Origin of the sequence: Listeria ivanovii subsp. londoniensis (assembly GCF_000763495.1) — a bacterium.
Taxonomy (GTDB): Bacteria; Bacillota; Bacilli; order Lactobacillales; family Listeriaceae; genus Listeria; species Listeria londoniensis.
On sequence record NZ_CP009576.1, the window covers coordinates 151,979 to 169,528 of the forward strand.

Below are 17,550 nucleotides of genomic sequence, written 5' to 3' on the forward strand. Positions count from 1 at the left end.
ATGGTAGTTAAAAAAGAATACTTTGCTTACGATTTTTCCAATGTGCACTGGCTGAAAGTGGATGCAGAAGGCAAACAAGGAAAAGGTGCTCCCTTCGGAGAATTTTCAAAATTTGAAGGAGAGGCATCAATTAAAACCGTAGCACGAAAAGCGGAAGGAGTTCCCGTTGAAGAGGTCAGTAAACCGGAAATGATGGAGGGAACACTTACGGGACATATTCTCTTGTCCGTCGCTCGAGAGCTTTATGGCCTAACAACACAAGGATTACGAGAAGGTATCTGGGCGTACGGCTCAAACTCCAAAACAGCAAACTTTGCTTTAACAGCAGAGGAGCGAGATATGTACGGAGCGCCTCACCTACTTGCTTTCCCAAATGTGTCTGTAACTGGCGGTATTAAATGGAGCCTAGAAAACGGCTCAGAGGAAGTCGCAGAGGTTGAAATCCCAATCAAAGCAATGCGTGACTCAAGCGGTAACCTTCGATACGACGCATTAGCAAGCGAGGTTACAGATGAGAAAGTGAAAGAGAAATGGCACACTGACTTTAGCCCAGAAATGGTTAAAGCCGACTACGTGTTTCCCAGCTGAGCCCCAGAATTTGCGGGTCTCTGAATTCACGGACAAATCAATTACGTGGGCTTGGGACCCCGTCAATGGGGCCTCCTTTTACAGAGTTTATTTAGGGGGAGCACTAACTCCCGAAGAAACAACAGACAACACATTCACCAGTACTAATCTACTTGCTGATACAGTATACAGTGCAAGTGTTTCAGCTGTTTCAAGGTATAATTTAGAAAGTAAAGCATCTGATACTGTTAGTCAGAAAACTGATATTATCTCAGCAGAGCAGTAAATACGGAGGGCCCTTCCTAGGGCTCTCCTTTATTTTGAAATGGAGGCAGTAAAAAATGGCTCAAATTGAACTTAAAAAATATGGAATCGTGAATATAGATACACAACTTACCGCCGCAACTTTTATGGATTTACAGGACGAGGGCGCTATCGATAGTGATTTTCTAGATAAGATTATGAATGCAACAGGTGAGTCCGATATTCCGCTGAGGTTAAAGCTAAATACTTTATATGCCGCTTACAGGGAGGCAAACAAGGATGAGTTTCTAAGTTACGAAGATTTCATCCGTTCTTATCAGATTGACTACATTCAACTAACTTATGTAATTGGTGCAGTGATTACCAAGCAAGATGTAGCCACATTCAGCGAGTTTGCGAACTCTTTAACGAAGAAAATACCAAAAACAGGAGCAGGCGCGGGGAAGTAGCTTTCCCAAAGGTCAAAATAAGAACTGTAGAGGATTTGTATAGTTATTATGTGGATTATTTTGGGATAAGCGAAGAGATATTTTGGAACCGTCCGCTTTTTACTTTAAATAGATTTGTAAGAAATAAAATTGCGGTAGATGCGTGGAAACTGCATGTGCAAAAGGAGGCGGCAAAATAGATGGCAAAAGATGCAGAAAAGAAAATAAAATTTAAAGTAGATAGTCAACAGTATAATGCCGCCATGAAGCAGATGAACGCAGACACGGCAAAATTAAATAAAGAGTTTAGGCTAGAGCAGGAACAGTTAAAAGAGACTGGTTCAGCATCGGATAAGCTAGAAAGCCAAATGGGTAAGCTGGCAAAAGAGCAAGAGCTCGTAGGTAAGAAAATCGAAGCAACAGGGGAGCATCTCGACGAAGCGAAAAAAACATTTGGAGAAAACTCCAAAGAGGCGCAGAACTTAGAGAAGAAACTACTCGATTTACAAATTGCAGAACAACGACTTGCGAATCAATCTATAGATGCAGCTCGAAAGATGGAACAGCTTTCAAAATCAGAAAACGAAGCGAACAGTTCATCCGCAAAACGAAAGCAAGCACTTTCACAACTTGGCACGGAGCAGGACAGGCTATCACGTTCAAATGAACGGCTGGACCAAGAACTGGAACTACAGATTGCGACAATGGGGGATGGAGCTAAGGAAACAGACAAATTAAAAGCTTCGCAGTCAATACTTGGCAAACAAATGGGGAACACTGCTAGCCAGGTGAAAAATTTAGAACAGCAATTAGAGTTAGCAAAAAAAGAGTACGGCAAGAACTCACAGGAAGTAGAAGAGTTAGAAAAGGATTTACTGTCTGCTAAGACTGCTTATGCTAACTTTGGTAATGAACTTGATAAGACTAATAAGGACCTAGGAGTTTTTGGCGTGAAAACCAAAGAAGCGGGTGAGAATGTTGCTAAAGCAGGCGGCGCTATGTCGGCAGGTATTACAGCGCCAGTGCTTGCAATAGGTGCGGCATCAATTTCAGCAGCGGGCGATGTAGCCGACTCGCAAAGTAAAATCACAGGAGCACTAGGAACCACTCAAGCTCAAACAGCAAAGCTATCAGCTACAGCTCGGTCTATCTACGTTGATGGATATGGCGAGTCACTAGAAGAAGTAACAGATGCACTCACTAGAGTGAAATTAAAAATGAGTGACTTAGATGGCAAGGAACTGGAACAAGCAACTATAACAGCAATGAATTTAGCCTCTACTTTTGATGCGGATGTGAACGAGGTAGTACGAGGCGGAGACGGCTTGATGAAAAACTTCAAAATTTCATCAGAAGAAGCCTTTCAAAAACTAGCTTGGGGTGCACAGAATGGGCTTAACTTCTCGGATGAGCTTTTTGATAACATATCCGAGTACGCTCCGTTATTTAGCCAAGCAGGGTTTTCTATAGATGAGATGTTCGCAATTCTTGACGCAGGAACACAAGAAGGGGCATATAATCTTGATTATGTAAATGACCTTGTCAAAGAGTTCGGAATCCGCATTCAAGATGGTTCTAAGTCAACTACAGAAGCCATGGGTCAGATGTCTGGTTCGACGAAAAAGATGTTTAAGGAATACCAAAACGGTAAAGTGACAGCCGCTCAAATGTTCAAGGCTATCGGTAAAGACCTAAAGGGCATGGACGACCAACAAAAGGCTACGCAGATTGGGACCGCCCTATTTGGTACAAAGTTTGAGGATTTAGGGAACAAGGCGGTATACGCCATGACGGATGCGCAAACTGGCTTGATGGATACAAAAGGCGCTTTAGACAGGCTGAATGAATCCTCAGAAAGCAATCATCAGCTGGAAGTTGCAATGCGGTCTTTAAAAGATGCTATAGCTGAGATTGGTACAGCGCTTTCACCAGTCATGGCAGCAGTTGCTGATGCGGCACAAGAGTTTGCAGCGTGGTTTAAAGGGCTTGATGATGAGACGAAAAAACTAATCATTGGTCTTGCAGCAACTGCCGCAGCAATCGGACCTGTCACTGCAGGGATAGGGCTCTTAATGATGACTCTTAATCCGGTTAGCGCAACTATAGCTGGGATTGGACTGGGCATTGTCGCACTAGGTGGAACGTTAGCGCTCGCAACCGCGGCACAGAAAAAACATGATGCAGAAGTAACAAAGTCGATTGATAACGCCGTGCTTTACGGTGAAGGTGTCTCAAAAGGGACACAGAAAGCCGGAGCCTCATTTGTCAAGTTGAAAGATACTGCTCATACGAACATGGCTCTGATGAAAACTGCAACAGTTGAGAATGCGAAACAGATGTCTAATGAAGTAGTCGAAGCATACTCAGGCATGGCCGATAAAGCTATAACCGCACTCGAAACGTACAGAAGCAGACTTACAACTGAGATAGATACTGTCACGAAGGGCACAGGCAAAGTAGGTAAGGAAACGGCGAATAAGGCTACTAAAGAGGTTAATGACTCTATCGATGAGAACATTAATAAAATTAAAAGCGCTATGGCTACTATGTCTTCACTGAAGGATAAGTATAATGGTGACCTGTCAGATATGACAGAAGCGGATGAAAAACGACGAGACGATGCGCAACGTATACTGGATGAGCAGCTAAAGGTGTTCTCTAAGTCGGTTGCGGACCAGGAGAAAATAGCAAAAGCAGCAAGTGCTAACCAAGATACCATTTCTATGACATCATATGATAAGCAACTTGCAACCGCAAAAAAAGCTAGAGATGCCTCTATTAAGGAGGCAGCAAAGTATTATAAAAGAGCAAATAAAGATTTTGACAAGGCGCTTGCGGACGGGTATATCAGCCAGGAAAGCTATAATGAGTTGACAGCAGGTAATAGTAAGCTACTTGCAGAGAACAGTTACAAAGCACAAAAGGTGTTCGCGGGGACAAATAAAAGCCTGGCAGAGTCAGTGAAAAACACGGGGGATGTAATTCTCGAGTCTGGTACAAAGTTGAGTCAGCTACAAGTTCAACAAGCAGATGGCACGATGAAGTATTGGTCACAGGAGAAAAAAGCTTATGTAGATAAAGCGGCCATGCAGGAAGAAATTAAAGCTAAAAATGAAGAATACATCAAAAGCCTAACAGATAATAATAAAGAAGCTACGGGTAGCCTTGAGGAATTCAAGGAACAACTTGTTGATATTTACAAAAAAGGGGGATTGAGTGCAGACCAGGCCAGAAGACAGATAGAGATTGATACACAAGGGATGGTGGACTCTGTTGACTCATCCGGCAATAAGATTGCAACGCACGCTACTACGCTTAGCGAGAAATTCATCAAAGGGCTTAATGAGAAAAATGCGGATATTCCCGCTACCGCGAAAAAATGGGGATTAGATCTAGAATCTAACACCAAAATCGATTTAGGTAAAAACGGAAGCATGACCGCAAAAGATTTCTTTAAAGCTATTCAAGCTGGCGGCGAAGAGGCACTACCTATGTTGCAGTATTTCTTTTCCAGCAAACTGGAGGCTATCACAGCTAAAGACCTAAGTGAGGTTGGTAAAGCGGATATGGATACACTCCGCGGTGGTTTAGAAACAGGCGCTATTACACTAGACCAGCTAAAAGAGAAATTTGGCTCTTCTATGCTAAACATATATAACAAAGATTTGTCCAAAGTAGGGCAGGATAACATCACCACTTTACGCAATGGTCTAGATACAGGTGCAGTTACGCTGGATGAACTGGAAGGAAAATACAAAACACAACTTAATAAAATCTATGACAAGGATTTAGCAAAGATTGGTAAAGGTGATATTGCTACACTGAAAGCGGGGATGGACTTAGGTCTTCCTAGTGTTAATACCTATCTGTCTGGATTGAAATCAACTATCAAAAAAGATACAAAGGTGGATGTAAAGGGCGTTGGTAAAACCAACATTGATGGACTCGTAAAGGGGTTTCAGAATGGGAAAATTAATGTTGACCAATTCCTCTCAGGTTTGCGCGCATTACAGAAGAAAGGTAGTAAGCAGGATTTATCTAAAGAAGGTAAAGCCAACTCGCAAACTTTCGTAAATGGAGCAAACAGTAAAAAAGGGAGCGCTAAGACAGCGGGTACGAATATAGCAAAAAGTGCAAAGTCCGGCGCTGGTTCGGTCTCTGCCGCCCAAGAGGGTAAGAATTTTGGGGATGGCTTTGCTTCTGGCATTAGCTCTGTGGCGAAAAAGGCCGCAAGTTCAGCGGCTAATATGGTAACTAATGCAATAGCAGCCGCAAAAAAAGCACAGAACTCTAATTCACCGGCTAAAAAGCTGATAGCAAAGGGTAAAGATTTTGCGGATGGCTACACCCTCGGTATTGACGAGAATGCAGACAGCGCAGCAATGGCAGCCGCTAATATGGCGGAGGGGGCTATTAGTGCAGCAAATGGAGTGCCTAGCATGTCTTATCTGCAAAACATGCAGGATTTAGCTACAAACTTCAATTCTACTCAGAACTATCTACAATTTCAATTTAATGGGCTCACTATTCGCGAAGAGGCCGATATCAATAAGCTAGTTGATGCCATAGATGAAAGGCTAGGTGATAAGTATTGACAACTACCACGTATAGAACTATATCTTACAAAAACAGCGCCGGTGAAATCGTTGACTTCTCCATGCCCTATCAGCAATTTTTGTATAACATCGAGGGCATGGGCTTTGCCTATGAGAACACGATTGAGGAAAGCAATTACTCAGACCACATTTATGTAGCAAATACTAAATTAACTACGCCCGATTTTTCTGGTGAGCTTAGCCTTCTGAGTGTATTTGGGGATAATCGAAACATCTACGAGAATCAACGAGAGGTTACTCGCGTGCTGAATTACGACCAGCTTATGCGACAGCAAGGCATAGAAGCGTATGGCACATTAATTTACAAGAACGCTTCTGGAATCGAGATGTTTTCAAGAGCGCTAATTAAGTCGTTCAGCTTCGGAGAAATTGAAGAGGACGGCGACGAGTTAAAAGTAAAAATATCATTTGACCGCATTTCAAAAACATGGGTATCTACGGTGCCTAAGAAAGTGCAAATTAATCTAGAAGGCTCCGACGAAGCACATAAGCATCCGTTTTCCCATCCTTGGACACATGGGCAGACTTACAAAGCGGGCTCTGGTACTATCGCGAACATTGGCGGGAACCACTTCGCTAAACTTGTCATAAAGATACACGGTGAGGTGTCAGCTTTCAATTTAATAATTAGGGACACAACTTCTAGCTTTATGAAACAAATTAAATACGAAGGTAATGTTAACAAAGGGGAGACGCTTGTCATAGATAATTTTGAGATGTTTGTTCGAAAAGATGGTATTAATTCGATAGCTTACTTCGACCTCTTTTCTGCTGACCCGCCATTTTTCGATTTATTACCGGGTGTGCCTTATGCAATCAGTGTAGACAGTCAGAACCTACGCGGCTCTATTGAAGTCGAACTGTATGAAACGTGGGTGAGTGCTTAATGCTTACTTGTTTAGTGTTTGATAAACTCTTGACTCAAAAGGATATTATACCAATTACCGCCGGCTCCTTTACCGTTCATGTATGGGAGTATCAACAGTTTGAGATTAAGACAAATGCTTCTAGCGTTCAGACTGACGATTTTATAACTATATTAGACGATAAGGAGCCTATTTTTTCAGGCGTGGTGAAACAGTCAGAAGAAGAGGCAAACGGAACGTTCACCTATTCAGGTTTTGACCTTCGCTATTTGCTCGACCGAGTTCAGATGAACTACCTACTTAACAGGAGTTTGGTAAGCTCTACAGCCTACGCGGGGGACTCCTTCGTAATTCTTAAAGATACGATACAGAGGGTATTTACATCCGCCATGGTCATAACGAATTTGGATGCAAGTAAAACTACTTTCTCGCTGTCACCGCGTATGCAAACAGCATTTGCCTTTCATCGCGCGAACTGTGTATCAAATGACATGACCTACCAGCTATACATCATATCTAACAAACGGCTATTTTTGGCTGGAAAGTACTTGAGAGATAAACGAAGAGAGGTAGTTCTACTAACGAACATCACGCATACACAGGGGCAAGTTATAAAGAATACCAAAGAAGCATATAATCAGATTTTAGGCCTTGGCGCGGGAGAGGACAATAATAGGGATTATCACTTTATAGATAAAAAAGCTAGTAGTGATTATGCAAGTTGTTTCGTCTATGATATCCGCGAAAATATTAGTCATGCGGAGTTAGTACAGCGGACTACTGCTAAACTTAAAGAGTTGCAATTTGAGTACACGGTTAAGTTCTCTACATTAAACAACCACATTGCGAAGTTAGGACTGGACTATAGCGTTGGGGACTATGTAAGTTTTCGAATGCAAAATGGCTCTCTCGTAGATGATTTAGTATCAGCTTATACTATCAATATTGATAAAGGAGTCTTATCCCCAAAATACGAGTTAGAGACGGGCATAAAAAAGGGCTCGCTTACAACAAAATTGAAGGATTTAAAAGAAGGAGGCTACAAATAAAATGGCAATTAAGACATTTAACTACACAGGCGATGCATATATCGAAGCCGCGGACACAAGGTCAGAGATAGGCGCACTTGTAGGAGGCGCTGGCAGCGGCTTTTTTGGTTCTATTGAGCAAATAGGAACAACGAATAGTTACACTGTGAAATCGGGCTCTGTGGTCTTTGTTGGTGGTCTATGCGTACGTGTGCTTTCGGATGAGGTGTTCGACCTTACAAGCGCGACTTATATAGTTGTTGAGACAAGCTATCAGACTATCACAGATGCATATACATGCAGTCTAAAAGCCGTTACGCTTCTCGAGGAAACCACTCGGGCGGGAGAAGTTAATAAACACGTACCAATTTTTAAAAAAGGTCAAGGCGTGTTAAATGGAGGACGAGGACTAGCGGATATGGTTAAGAAGGCAAATCGCGCCGACTGCTTCTGGGCAGGTGGTAGTTATCTAGACGAGGGGCATAAGTTCAGCTTTCCAAATCTAAAAGTGAATGATTACAAAATGCTGTACTTAATTTTCTCGCACTACACACCCGGAGTTGGCGCTGACGACTGGGGATGGTTTGTATATTCAATCCCAGTGCCCTACATTGAGAATCACCAGGGAGGCGGGCACTCAATACCCCTTATGGCAGAGGATACAACAAAGGTCTTATATAAGTACGCATACATCAGCCTGACACAGGTTGTGGGTAGTTCGAGTAATATACGCGTTATTGACGGCATAAACTTTAGAACTAAATGTCTAAGAGAAATTTGGGGGGTGGGATGATGATACAATACTATGTACTCTTAGATGCTGACGGGTATATCACAGCGTGGTCAATGAAAGAACAAGAGGGATTTATAAAGGTTAAAGCAAAAGAAGAGGATTTTAACAAATTAGACTTCGTACGAGTTGAAAAAGGTAAGGCGAAAGTGGATGAGTCGCGCAGAAAAAAAGTGGTTGAAGAATATGAGACGGGTGCCAAGTCAGAACTTGAAGAACTAATACAAGAGAATGCTAATCAGCTGTTATACACAGCAGAAGTTGAACAGGTATCTCAACAGTCACGACGAGATTATGCAGATTTACTATTAACTTTAGCGGAAGCAGGTGTTTTATAATGATAAACTGGTATGAAAAAGTGAAAGAGTACTTTATTGGCGGATACTACACAGATGAACAGGTTAATAAATTTGTTGCATTGAAAAAAATAACATTAGAGCAAGCTAAAGAAATAATCAGTTTAAAAGAAGCCTAATTAGCTTCTTTTTTATTTTGAGATTGGAAGTGATAGAATGCCAAAGGATATGTTAGAACCTATTCAGAGATGGGAATTTGAGGCACTAAAGAAAGATGTTGAGAAGCTATCTAAGGATAAGGCGGCACTAAAGAGAGAGCTGGATGGCTTTGTAAAAGAACGTGAAAAAGATAGAAAAATGAGCTTGAACGTGATATCGGGCGCGTTGGCATCTTTGCTTGTGGGCATACTTACTTTTTTAGTAACGAGGGGGTTTTAATATGCCATTTAAGAAGACAGTAGAGTTTAAAGGTATTGCGGTAATCGAGAGCGGTGTGACCGTGTTTGGAGCTTATGAAGTAGTTGCGCTTCTCTACAATCCGTCGCTATTCGATAATCAAACATCAGAATCATACGAACTATTAGCGCATTTCATACCTGAGAACATCTGGGCGTATATCTTTCTAGCAATGACGCTATTCGTTGGTGTAGGAACACTTCTACAAGCGCACTTTCAAATACGGTTAGGGTTAGTAATGCGAATGCTAGGGCTGTTTATGGCGGCAATGATAACAGGGTTTTTTGCAGTTGTCTTCCTGTTTGATTTTCCGAATGTGTTGCCGGGCGTCTTAGTAGGATTTGCAACAATTGTAGGCATGGGATTAATACAAAATTTTATAAAAAGGACGTGACTGAGTATGAAAAATATTAACTGGAAAGTACGATTTAAGAATAAAACATGGGTGATTGCGATGATAGCAGCAGTCTTTTTCATTGTGCAAGCTGTGTTGCTTGTGTTCGGGATTTCATGGGATTACAACGAGCTGTTACAGCGACTTATCACCGTTGTTACTGGTGTATTTGCGGCATGGGGTTTAATTATTGACCCTACGACTGCAGGGACGGCTGATAGTGAACAGGCGAAGGAATATTCTGAACCCAGAAAGGATGAGTGAAAATGGCATTAACAGAGGCTTGGTTAATTGAGAAAGCTAATCGAAAGTTAAATGTGGCAGGGATGAATAAAACCACATCTGATAAAACTCGCAATGTTATAAAAAAAATGGCAAAGCAGGGTATTTATTTATGTGTTGCACAAGGATACCGCTCTAAAGCAGAACAAAACGCACTATATGCGCAAGGAAGGACAAAGCCGGGAAGCATTGTCACAAATGCAAAAGGTGGGCAATCGAATCATAATTTTGGTGTAGCTGTAGACCTATGTTTGTATTCAAATGACGGAAAAAAAGTCATTTGGGAGTCAACAACAAGCCGATGGAAAAAGGTTGTTGCGGCGATGAAGGCGGAAGGCTTTAAATGGGGCGGAGACTGGAAAATTTTTAAAGATTATCCACATTTTGAATTATGCGACGCTGTGAGTGGTGAGAAGGTGCCAGCTCAAAAAAATAAAAATCCGAACAGACACGAAGGGAAAGTGGTTGATAGTGCGCCGCTACTGCCGAAAATGGACTTTAAAACAAATCCTGTTCGCATGTACAAAGCGGGAACTAAATTCTTAGTCTATGAACATAATAAATATTGGTATAAAACGTATATCAACAACAAACTATATTACATGTATAAAAGTTTTTGTGTTGTTGCTGGCAAAAAAGACTCGAAAGGTCGCCTTCCTGTTCGCATTAAATCGGCGAAAGATTTGCGAATTCCAGTGTGGAATAATACTAAACTAAACAGCGGAAAAATTAAATGGTATAAACCGGGCACTAAATTGGCTTGGTATGACAATAAAAAAGGTTATTTGGAGTTGTGGTATCCCGCAGATGGGTGGTATTACACAGCTAACTACTTTTTGAAATAGAATGAATGCCCTCGCTTTTGCGGGGGTTAATTTTTTTGTATAAAAAAAGATACTTTTGTGATACTTTGTAAATCATTAAATACATTACTATAAAGATATCCATTATTGTATCTGAATTATTATCCGAAAAATCTAATAAAAGTAGACCTTATTAACTAAAAACGTTCGCTATAGGGGAACAAAATATGAATTTATGAGTATATATCTTTCTTTTCTTTCTTGTTTGGGTTATTGTGTTATTAAGAGATAACGTTTTTAAATTATGCAAAGTATCACATTTAAGCTATAATTATATATTATAGCTAGATGAAAGGGATACGTATATGACCTCAAGACGAGATGTGGATATTGTTATTGAGCAAGTGAAAAAGTCATTTAAAGATAATAAATTCCAAATGTGGCAGACTAAAAAAAATGGGAATTTCATGAGAAAGTTAGGGTGGACTTATACCCAAATACAAAGCTATATTTGCAACAATCTTTGTTGTGAAAATTATTATAAGGGACCTAATGCAAATCGTAGTTCTACCGGTGGTAAAGGAGCTATTATTTGGGAATTTGGAATGGGAGTAGAAAATTACGAAGTGTACGTTAAGGTAAGCATCTTGGAAGAAAATGGTGAGTTTAAGTCAGCTTGTTTGTCTTTTCATGAATGCGAATATCCAATTATATACCCATTTAGGAGAGGAAGTGGTATAAATGGCTAGACATTTTTGCTTTGAATGTTTAAATGAGACCGAATTTAAAGAAGTAGAATTTAAAGAAGATATTGAAATAAAAGGTGAAATGTTTTCAAATACTCATCATTATTTAGAGTGCGAAAATTGTGGTGTTCAAATTGAAAATCCTGCAAATCTGGATAGAAATTTAGAATCTGACTATAATTTCTATCGAAAAGCAAAGAATTGGCTTACTCCCGATGAAATTAAATCTGTCAGAGAGCAATACGGTCTAAGTCAAAGGACTTTTGCAACATTATTGGGAATGTCACATGCCACACTGAGCCGATATGAAGGAGGAGCTTTACAAACTGATTTGCATAATACCTTGTTTATAATGGCAAATGACCCAAATGCGTTTCATATGGTAATGCTTACTAATAAAAGCAAAATAAGTGAGGATATTTATAAGAAAACTGAAAATAAAATTATCAACCTTCTGAAAGAAAGAGAAGGTTTTGTTTATAAGTATGTCGAAGAAAATATTAAAAGAATGAATAAAAAAGTTGCTAGAATAGAAGCTCAATCAGAACTAGCTCATGACTACGTAAATGCTTTAAAAGTTGAAAATAATAGGAATGAAGCAATTGTACTTAAAAATAAAACTAATGCTAAATTAAAAAGTAATGATAAAAATAGTTTGGCTTCTACTTTCGCAAGTCTTTTCAAAGGTGGTAAAACAAATGGAAATAACATATAAAGATACGCAACTAAAATCTATAAATACTTCTATTGAAGGAATAAGTGGAGGAGAATTAGAACGTAAAAACAGTTTAATGTTTGATGCTGTTTACGAAGATGAAATACAAAATATTATAGTTAGAAACGAAGAAAAAATAGTTTTAGATGGAGAACAAGTGTTATTTCAAATAACTTTAGAATCCCATTTTACTTGTGATGAAAAAATCGAAGATATCCGAACTATTTTAGATGTTTCGGAAGAAAGAGAACGGTTAACTATACCTGTCCTAAGCGAATCATCTTTAATTATCGGTTTTATTACAGGAAAATTATTTGGTATACCCATGGTGGTGGCACCAATGGAAACTGAAATGGAAACTGAAAATGATGAATAGCTTCTCGCAATTAACCAACCCTAACCTCACCGTTAGGGCTTTTTTTTATGCAAAAAACGCCAAGCATGTGCTTAGCGTGCATCATTTATCCTTAATCATTCCCTTATGATTAATTTTTCCCTCTATAATTAATTTTTCAAGTTCCTTCAAATCTTCCAACGTAGCTTTATTCTTTATAAAAGAACGCGCAGCTGAACGGCTTTTTAAATAATTTGCATGTTCTTTATTTTTATCTTGCCATGCCTTGTTTGCTTTCAACTGCGCGTCAGAGGTCGTTTTTTTCGTCATAATTAATCACTTCCTAATTTTTATTAAGTACACTAGACAAGCTAATGTGGTCAGTATAGCAATGATGGTCAATGCTATATTCTGAAAGTAACTAGCGAGTCCGTTAACACAGATAACAATTAATATAACCCAGATATATTTATTCATAATTTATGAAAGACGTGATATACTTTTAATAGAGGGAGGGGAGTTTCACCCCTCTGATTTAGCGGTTCTTGTCTTTATCATTCTTGTGTATTGTTGTCAGCGCTACTACAAGAGTGATAATTTCAAGGACTGTTTTTATTTCCTCTAAAATATCTTTCACTTTCTCAACTCCTTTCTATATTTATAGTATAATACATGTATTATACAAAAGCAAGTGCTTTTATAAATTAATTTCAAAAAAATACCCCGAACTAAAAGTCCGAGGTATATGGCGATGTTATAAAAAGTGTATGGGTACAAATTTATAACTTGGTGTCGTATTTATTCTCTAACATAGCCCTTTAGTGAGCTCTTTTCTATGGGCAGAGCGTGGGCAGAACGTAACATCTATTAAACGATATAAACATCTATTAATCACTATAGCACCTTAAAAAACCGTGTTATACAGCTACTAACAGGCATTAACAATCATAGGTAGCTATCTCACATCAAAACTCTTAATCAGCGGGTCGTGGGTTCGAACCCCTCACAACCCATCTTAAAGTGCTAGAGTTTTCGCTATATGCGGAGGCTCTTTTTTATTTGTGAAACTACAAAAAACTAGAATAGATTATCTATTATTAGATTGGCATTTTTATTTACATCTAACTTTTTGTGATTATATTAACTTGACATATTTGTAATGTTTTCGTAATATTTAAAATGTAAACGAATACATATGATGTGTAAAGAGAAATTTAAAGCATGGAAAAAGAGAAAGAGCTTATTAAAGGGAGGCAGCTAAGAAATGCAAAAAAAGAAATCAGTACTTATTTTGTTAGTAGTTATACTAGTGTGTTTATTTTTGAATCCTGCAAGTGGAAGTGCCTATGTTCTAAATAAACAACGGATGCCAAATCCAAAGCATATTAATTATTTCAATGATTCGTCAATTATTAAAGCAAAAATGGATGGATACATGAGTTATGCGACTAAATGGAATTATTCAGGAAGTCAAGTTAAGGTAAGTAGGAGCATTGGAGCAGTTGGAGTGCAAATAAAGAATACATATGTAAATAGTGGGTCGGGTGCTTATGCGATAACTTACTATACATCAAGGCAAAGTGCTACAATTAAATATTTTAAACCATTTAAAAGTCTTAGTGCTGCTAATAAAAGAGAAACAGTAGTTCATGAAGTAGGTCATGCGATTGGATTATCACATACTCAGAGCAAAAATGATTCGATTTCCGTTATGAGAGCACTGAAGTTTAATGGAAAAGCATATCCTCTAACTGATGATAAAAAAGGTATCAACGCAAAATATTAATTTTAAAAACGGGAGGATTTTATTATGAACAGAAAAAAATAACCATTATAAGTATTATTGCAGTTCTTTTGCTTAGTATAGGAGGATACATGGTTTATCAAAAAATGAAACCAAAACCTTTTTCTGAAGTTGCTGTTGAAGCAAAAACGCCCAGCTTTGACAATGGAGATGAGTTGAAAAATGCTAGTGATGCAATTGTATTAGGGCAGCTTGATAAACGTGGTGACTCTCAAATAGAAAGGGAAGCTACAGGCGGTGTTATAGGAGTTTATAGAATGTCTGACTTTAAAGTATCTGAAGTAATAAAAGATGAAACAAATCAAAACTTAGAAGAAGGTTCAATCATTCCAATTTATGAAAATGAAGGATATGATAAGGAAACTAATACGACCTATCACATAGCTGGTTATGAAAAAATGGAAAACGACGAAACTTATATGTTGTTTCTGTCTTATGATCCAGAGGATGCCTACTATGTTCCTTTAGGCGTTAACTTTGGAAAAATAAATATTGACAGTGACAAAGAAACAGAATTATATGGCCAAGACAATATTGAAATAGAAAAAGAAATCAATGAAGTTCAATCTGAAGCGTTAGAGGAATACGATGATGAAATAAAAGAAGCGGAAAATCAATAAACAGAAACTGCAAATATATAGCAATAAGTAAAATAAATAGTTTAAAAACACGCAATTTCAATGTAGCTGGAAGGTGGATTTAGCTATAAAAGGATATGATTGGACTGTCCAAGAAAAATATGTGCGATTTAATGTAGAGTGCAATAAGAATGAAACGATTTCTAAAGCTATTATATATAAATGAGGTGTTAATGAATGAGAAAATTTATTGTCATAGAATCCATAATCTTTCTAGTAATATTTTCATTACTTTTAGTTCAATCTACAGAAATGAATCTATCAATGCTTTTAGCTACCTTGCTAATGACCATTGTTATAAATGGTTTTATTCTTTTTATAGCTTGGGTTATTAAAATGATACGAAGAGGAATCCGAGCTACAAAAGCTGAATGACCATATTTAAATGAAGACTTTGATATTGAAATCAGGGTCTTTGTTTTATCATTATTTAAATATGAAATATAATAGAAGTAACGTAGCAAATATATAGCAATAAGTAAAATAAATAGTATAAAATACACGCAGTTTCACAAACTAAGTACATAGATAGCAACGTTTATAAGCACTGTTATCTTTTTGAGCGACTCTTAATCAGCGGGTCATGGGTTCGAAACCCTCACAACCCATATTGGAAAACCTCTTAAATACTATGTTTGAGAGGTTTTTTTGTTTGTAAAATAATTATTTACTTGAGAAACTATAGAATTTGGGTGAGGAATACGCTCGATTTGATGGGTAAGTGAAGTAACCAATAGGACATACATAATACAGTTGTTTCGCAAAATAAACCGAATAGAGTATCGTGAAACTAGGTTGATGGCCCTCGCATTTTGCAAGGGCTTTTTTATGTAAAGATTTTCTTCTCTTTTAAACACTTTTGTTATAGAAAATTAAATAATTTTGTTTTTAAAATAATATATAAACAAAAATATTCTTTTTATAAAGGATTATAAAGTTTCTTTTTAAAATCTGTAGAGTTGAGGAGGAAAAATAATGAGAGAAAATAAGTGGTTAAAAAATTTGTTAGTCATCATGCTAATTATTATTGGAAGTATGAGTATCAACTTGAGTACAGGAACAAAAGTACAAGCAGAAAGTATTAAAAATCCCACTCCTATTAATCAACTTTTTCCAGATTCTGCTTTAGCTGAGGTAATGAAAGACACTTTAGGAAAAATGAGTGTAACCGATGAAGTGACTCAAAGCGAATTGGATAAAGTAAAAAGGGTTGATGGAGCACAATTAGGAATAAAAACTATAGAAGGGACCCAATTTTTAAATAAACTAAAAGCATTTATACTAACCAGAAACGAAATTATAGATATTAAACCATTGGCTAATCTGAAACAATTAGAGGAATTATATTTAGCTGGAAATAAGATAATAGACGTTAGAAGTTTAGCGGAATTGAAACAAATTAAAAAGTTATATTTATTTGGTCAGGTTTATAGAAATACGCCATTAGAGTTTCAGGAACATATTACCATTCCAAATATAGTACGAAAATTATCAGGAAGTTTGATTAAGCCATATTTTATAAGTGATAATGGGGTTTATGTGAAACCTAATTTAGTGTGGAATTTGTCAGGGTATTTAAACGAAGTAAGTTATAGCTTTAATTATTTAGTCAAAATTGGAGAAGCAGAAGCTAATTTTTCTGGCAAAGTAATACAGCCATTAGGTGAGTATGATGTTATCGAATATAATAAAGCCCACAGAGCTATAGGACGTATTAAATCAGGGAGTACGCATGATATTTGGTCGCACCCTTATAAAACTCAAGGTTCGAAAATAGTAGGAAATATTTGTAGCTTTATAGGGGAAGATTTACGCATTATAAGAGAAGCAAAAACGACAAGCGGTACCTATTATCAATTTAGTGTAGCCGGAGATAAAATCGGTTGGGTAGAAGCATCTGCACTAACGATATTTCATCGAGGATCTAAAGGGGAATTAGAAGAGGTTAAAGCTCCTAATGAAGGTGAAAGTAGTCAGTTATTAAATTCAAGAAGAATTCAATTTGAGCAAATATTAAAGAACGGATTTCCTGATGGAAAAAAACTAAACCAACATGCTTTCAATTCGCTCTTTAAATCAGGTAGAAAATCTATTACGTTTAAAGAAATTTTAGGTGCGTTAATAAATACACCAAATCCTGCTAAAGAAGGAAGTATTGAATATATTAACCCAATAACAGGTACTTCTGTTTTTGTTAATCCCGATACAAATGAAGTAGTCGGTATTTGGCCAGCATGCTTTAAAAAAAATATGGAAGAAAATCCACAATGAACGCAAAAAAAACAAAACACATGAAATAATCACTAGTAAAATAGTTAGAAGGATTTTGTGAAAAGGAAGGAAGACCTTGATTTAAGCATCAGGGTCTTTGTTTTGTCATTATTAAATTTAGCAAATAGAAAAAGTCAAAAACTAGTTGAAGTTTTTGTATCAATATAGTGAAATCCACGTTTCTTTTTGTAAAAAACTATTTATATCAGAAAATGTTAACTTTTGTGATATGAATAGCGCCTTTTTTTAGCT

General features: G+C 37.6%; 20 protein-coding genes. 19 read left to right on the forward strand and 1 reads right to left on the reverse strand.

Translation table 11 applies throughout. The features are described from left to right. The 16 genes from JL53_RS00800 (at position 1) to JL53_RS00865 (ending at position 12,627) form a co-directional block, all read left to right on the forward strand. The gene (locus JL53_RS00800; protein ID WP_038406432.1) at positions 1 to 588 is read left to right on the forward strand and encodes a hypothetical protein; all 588 of its coding nucleotides are present in this window, start codon (positions 1 to 3) and stop codon (positions 586 to 588) included. Positions 589 to 598: 10 nt separating this feature from the next. Next, the gene (locus JL53_RS15230) at positions 599 to 853 is read left to right on the forward strand and encodes a plasmid partitioning protein (RefSeq protein WP_077916389.1); all 255 of its coding nucleotides are present in this window, start codon (positions 599 to 601) and stop codon (positions 851 to 853) included. A gap of 55 nt (positions 854 to 908) precedes the next feature. Next, positions 909 to 1,280, forward strand: a complete 372-nt coding sequence (locus tag JL53_RS00805) for a hypothetical protein (RefSeq protein ID WP_038406433.1) — start codon at positions 909 to 911, stop codon at positions 1,278 to 1,280. 179 nt (positions 1,281 to 1,459) lie between these two features. Continuing rightward, a complete protein-coding gene (locus JL53_RS00810; RefSeq protein WP_038406434.1) occupies positions 1,460 to 5,854 on the forward strand; it encodes a phage tail tape measure protein in 4,395 nt (1,464 codons plus the stop codon). Continuing rightward, positions 5,851 to 6,762: a phage distal tail protein domain-containing protein gene (locus tag JL53_RS00815; RefSeq protein ID WP_038406436.1), complete on the forward strand. Its 912-nt coding sequence runs from the start codon at positions 5,851 to 5,853 to the stop codon at positions 6,760 to 6,762. The genes JL53_RS00810 and JL53_RS00815 overlap by 4 nt, the downstream gene beginning before the upstream one ends. Beyond that, entirely contained in the window at positions 6,762 to 7,790 is a 1,029-nt protein-coding gene (locus JL53_RS00820) for a Gp37-like protein (RefSeq protein WP_038406437.1), read from the forward strand. The genes JL53_RS00815 and JL53_RS00820 overlap by 1 nt, the downstream gene beginning before the upstream one ends. Before the next feature lies 1 nt (position 7,791). Then, positions 7,792 to 8,562, forward strand: coding sequence for a hypothetical protein (locus JL53_RS00825; protein WP_038406438.1), 771 nt, complete (start codon positions 7,792 to 7,794; stop codon positions 8,560 to 8,562). Then, a complete protein-coding gene (locus tag JL53_RS00830; RefSeq protein WP_144242632.1) occupies positions 8,559 to 8,897 on the forward strand; it encodes a hypothetical protein in 339 nt (112 codons plus the stop codon). The genes JL53_RS00825 and JL53_RS00830 overlap by 4 nt, the downstream gene beginning before the upstream one ends. Beyond that, positions 8,897 to 9,034: an XkdX family protein gene (locus JL53_RS15235; protein WP_077916390.1), complete on the forward strand. Its 138-nt coding sequence runs from the start codon at positions 8,897 to 8,899 to the stop codon at positions 9,032 to 9,034. The genes JL53_RS00830 and JL53_RS15235 overlap by 1 nt, the downstream gene beginning before the upstream one ends. Before the next feature lie 37 nt (positions 9,035 to 9,071). After that, positions 9,072 to 9,293, forward strand: coding sequence for a hypothetical protein (locus JL53_RS00835; RefSeq protein ID WP_038406440.1), 222 nt, complete (start codon positions 9,072 to 9,074; stop codon positions 9,291 to 9,293). Position 9,294: 1 nt separating this feature from the next. Then, positions 9,295 to 9,705, forward strand: coding sequence for a hypothetical protein (locus tag JL53_RS00840; RefSeq protein ID WP_038406441.1), 411 nt, complete (start codon positions 9,295 to 9,297; stop codon positions 9,703 to 9,705). 6 nt (positions 9,706 to 9,711) lie between these two features. Then, positions 9,712 to 9,969: a phage holin gene (locus tag JL53_RS00845; RefSeq protein ID WP_038406443.1), complete on the forward strand. Its 258-nt coding sequence runs from the start codon at positions 9,712 to 9,714 to the stop codon at positions 9,967 to 9,969. A 2-nt stretch (positions 9,970 to 9,971) separates the two neighbouring features. Beyond that, a complete protein-coding gene (locus tag JL53_RS00850; protein ID WP_038406444.1) occupies positions 9,972 to 10,832 on the forward strand; it encodes a peptidoglycan recognition protein family protein in 861 nt (286 codons plus the stop codon). A 323-nt stretch (positions 10,833 to 11,155) separates the two neighbouring features. After that, positions 11,156 to 11,539, forward strand: coding sequence for a hypothetical protein (locus JL53_RS15090; RefSeq protein ID WP_052010516.1), 384 nt, complete (start codon positions 11,156 to 11,158; stop codon positions 11,537 to 11,539). Then, positions 11,532 to 12,251 carry a type II TA system antitoxin MqsA family protein gene (locus JL53_RS15095; protein WP_052010519.1) on the forward strand — a complete coding sequence of 240 codons (720 nt, stop codon included), beginning with the start codon at positions 11,532 to 11,534 and terminating at the stop codon, positions 12,249 to 12,251. The genes JL53_RS15090 and JL53_RS15095 overlap by 8 nt, the downstream gene beginning before the upstream one ends. Then, positions 12,235 to 12,627: a hypothetical protein gene (locus tag JL53_RS00865; protein ID WP_038406445.1), complete on the forward strand. Its 393-nt coding sequence runs from the start codon at positions 12,235 to 12,237 to the stop codon at positions 12,625 to 12,627. The genes JL53_RS15095 and JL53_RS00865 overlap by 17 nt, the downstream gene beginning before the upstream one ends. A gap of 81 nt (positions 12,628 to 12,708) precedes the next feature. Here the strand turns inward: JL53_RS00865 and JL53_RS00870 are convergent, their stop codons facing one another. Next, positions 12,709 to 12,915, reverse strand: coding sequence for a hypothetical protein (locus tag JL53_RS00870; RefSeq protein ID WP_038406447.1), 207 nt, complete (start codon positions 12,913 to 12,915; stop codon positions 12,709 to 12,711). Between the two features lie 934 nt (positions 12,916 to 13,849). Between JL53_RS00870 and JL53_RS00875 the strand changes: the two genes are divergently transcribed. From JL53_RS00875 to JL53_RS00890, 3 genes are all read left to right on the forward strand, one after another. After that, positions 13,850 to 14,371, forward strand: coding sequence for a matrixin family metalloprotease (locus tag JL53_RS00875; protein WP_038406448.1), 522 nt, complete (start codon positions 13,850 to 13,852; stop codon positions 14,369 to 14,371). 89 nt (positions 14,372 to 14,460) lie between these two features. After that, on the forward strand, positions 14,461 to 15,009 hold the full coding sequence (locus JL53_RS00880) for a hypothetical protein (protein ID WP_003718166.1): 549 nt from the start codon (positions 14,461 to 14,463) through the stop codon (positions 15,007 to 15,009). Positions 15,010 to 16,002: 993 nt separating this feature from the next. Next, positions 16,003 to 17,298 carry a GW domain-containing glycosaminoglycan-binding protein gene (locus JL53_RS00890; protein ID WP_038406450.1) on the forward strand — a complete coding sequence of 432 codons (1,296 nt, stop codon included), beginning with the start codon at positions 16,003 to 16,005 and terminating at the stop codon, positions 17,296 to 17,298. Positions 17,299 to 17,550: the final 252 nt, after the last annotated feature.

Coding starts and splice junctions, on each gene's coding strand:
- JL53_RS00840 (WP_038406441.1), top strand. CDS start 9,295: ATGCCATTTAAGAAGACAGTAGAGTTTAAAGGTATTGCGGTAATCGAG.
- JL53_RS00820 (WP_038406437.1), top strand. CDS start 6,762: ATGCTTACTTGTTTAGTGTTTGATAAACTCTTGACTCAAAAGGATATT.
- JL53_RS15095 (WP_052010519.1), top strand. CDS start 11,532: ATGGCTAGACATTTTTGCTTTGAATGTTTAAATGAGACCGAATTTAAA.
- JL53_RS15090 (WP_052010516.1), top strand. CDS start 11,156: ATGACCTCAAGACGAGATGTGGATATTGTTATTGAGCAAGTGAAAAAG.
- JL53_RS00870 (WP_038406447.1), bottom strand. CDS start 12,915: ATGACGAAAAAAACGACCTCTGACGCGCAGTTGAAAGCAAACAAGGCA.
- JL53_RS00865 (WP_038406445.1), top strand. CDS start 12,235: ATGGAAATAACATATAAAGATACGCAACTAAAATCTATAAATACTTCT.
- JL53_RS00880 (WP_003718166.1), top strand. CDS start 14,461: ATGGTTTATCAAAAAATGAAACCAAAACCTTTTTCTGAAGTTGCTGTT.
- JL53_RS00810 (WP_038406434.1), top strand. CDS start 1,460: ATGGCAAAAGATGCAGAAAAGAAAATAAAATTTAAAGTAGATAGTCAA.
- JL53_RS00890 (WP_038406450.1), top strand. CDS start 16,003: ATGAGAGAAAATAAGTGGTTAAAAAATTTGTTAGTCATCATGCTAATT.
- JL53_RS00875 (WP_038406448.1), top strand. CDS start 13,850: ATGCAAAAAAAGAAATCAGTACTTATTTTGTTAGTAGTTATACTAGTG.
- JL53_RS00845 (WP_038406443.1), top strand. CDS start 9,712: ATGAAAAATATTAACTGGAAAGTACGATTTAAGAATAAAACATGGGTG.
- JL53_RS00825 (WP_038406438.1), top strand. CDS start 7,792: ATGGCAATTAAGACATTTAACTACACAGGCGATGCATATATCGAAGCC.
- JL53_RS00835 (WP_038406440.1), top strand. CDS start 9,072: ATGCCAAAGGATATGTTAGAACCTATTCAGAGATGGGAATTTGAGGCA.
- JL53_RS15235 (WP_077916390.1), top strand. CDS start 8,897: ATGATAAACTGGTATGAAAAAGTGAAAGAGTACTTTATTGGCGGATAC.
- JL53_RS00800 (WP_038406432.1), top strand. CDS start 1: ATGGTAGTTAAAAAAGAATACTTTGCTTACGATTTTTCCAATGTGCAC.
- JL53_RS00830 (WP_144242632.1), top strand. CDS start 8,559: ATGATGATACAATACTATGTACTCTTAGATGCTGACGGGTATATCACA.
- JL53_RS00850 (WP_038406444.1), top strand. CDS start 9,972: ATGGCATTAACAGAGGCTTGGTTAATTGAGAAAGCTAATCGAAAGTTA.
- JL53_RS00805 (WP_038406433.1), top strand. CDS start 909: ATGGCTCAAATTGAACTTAAAAAATATGGAATCGTGAATATAGATACA.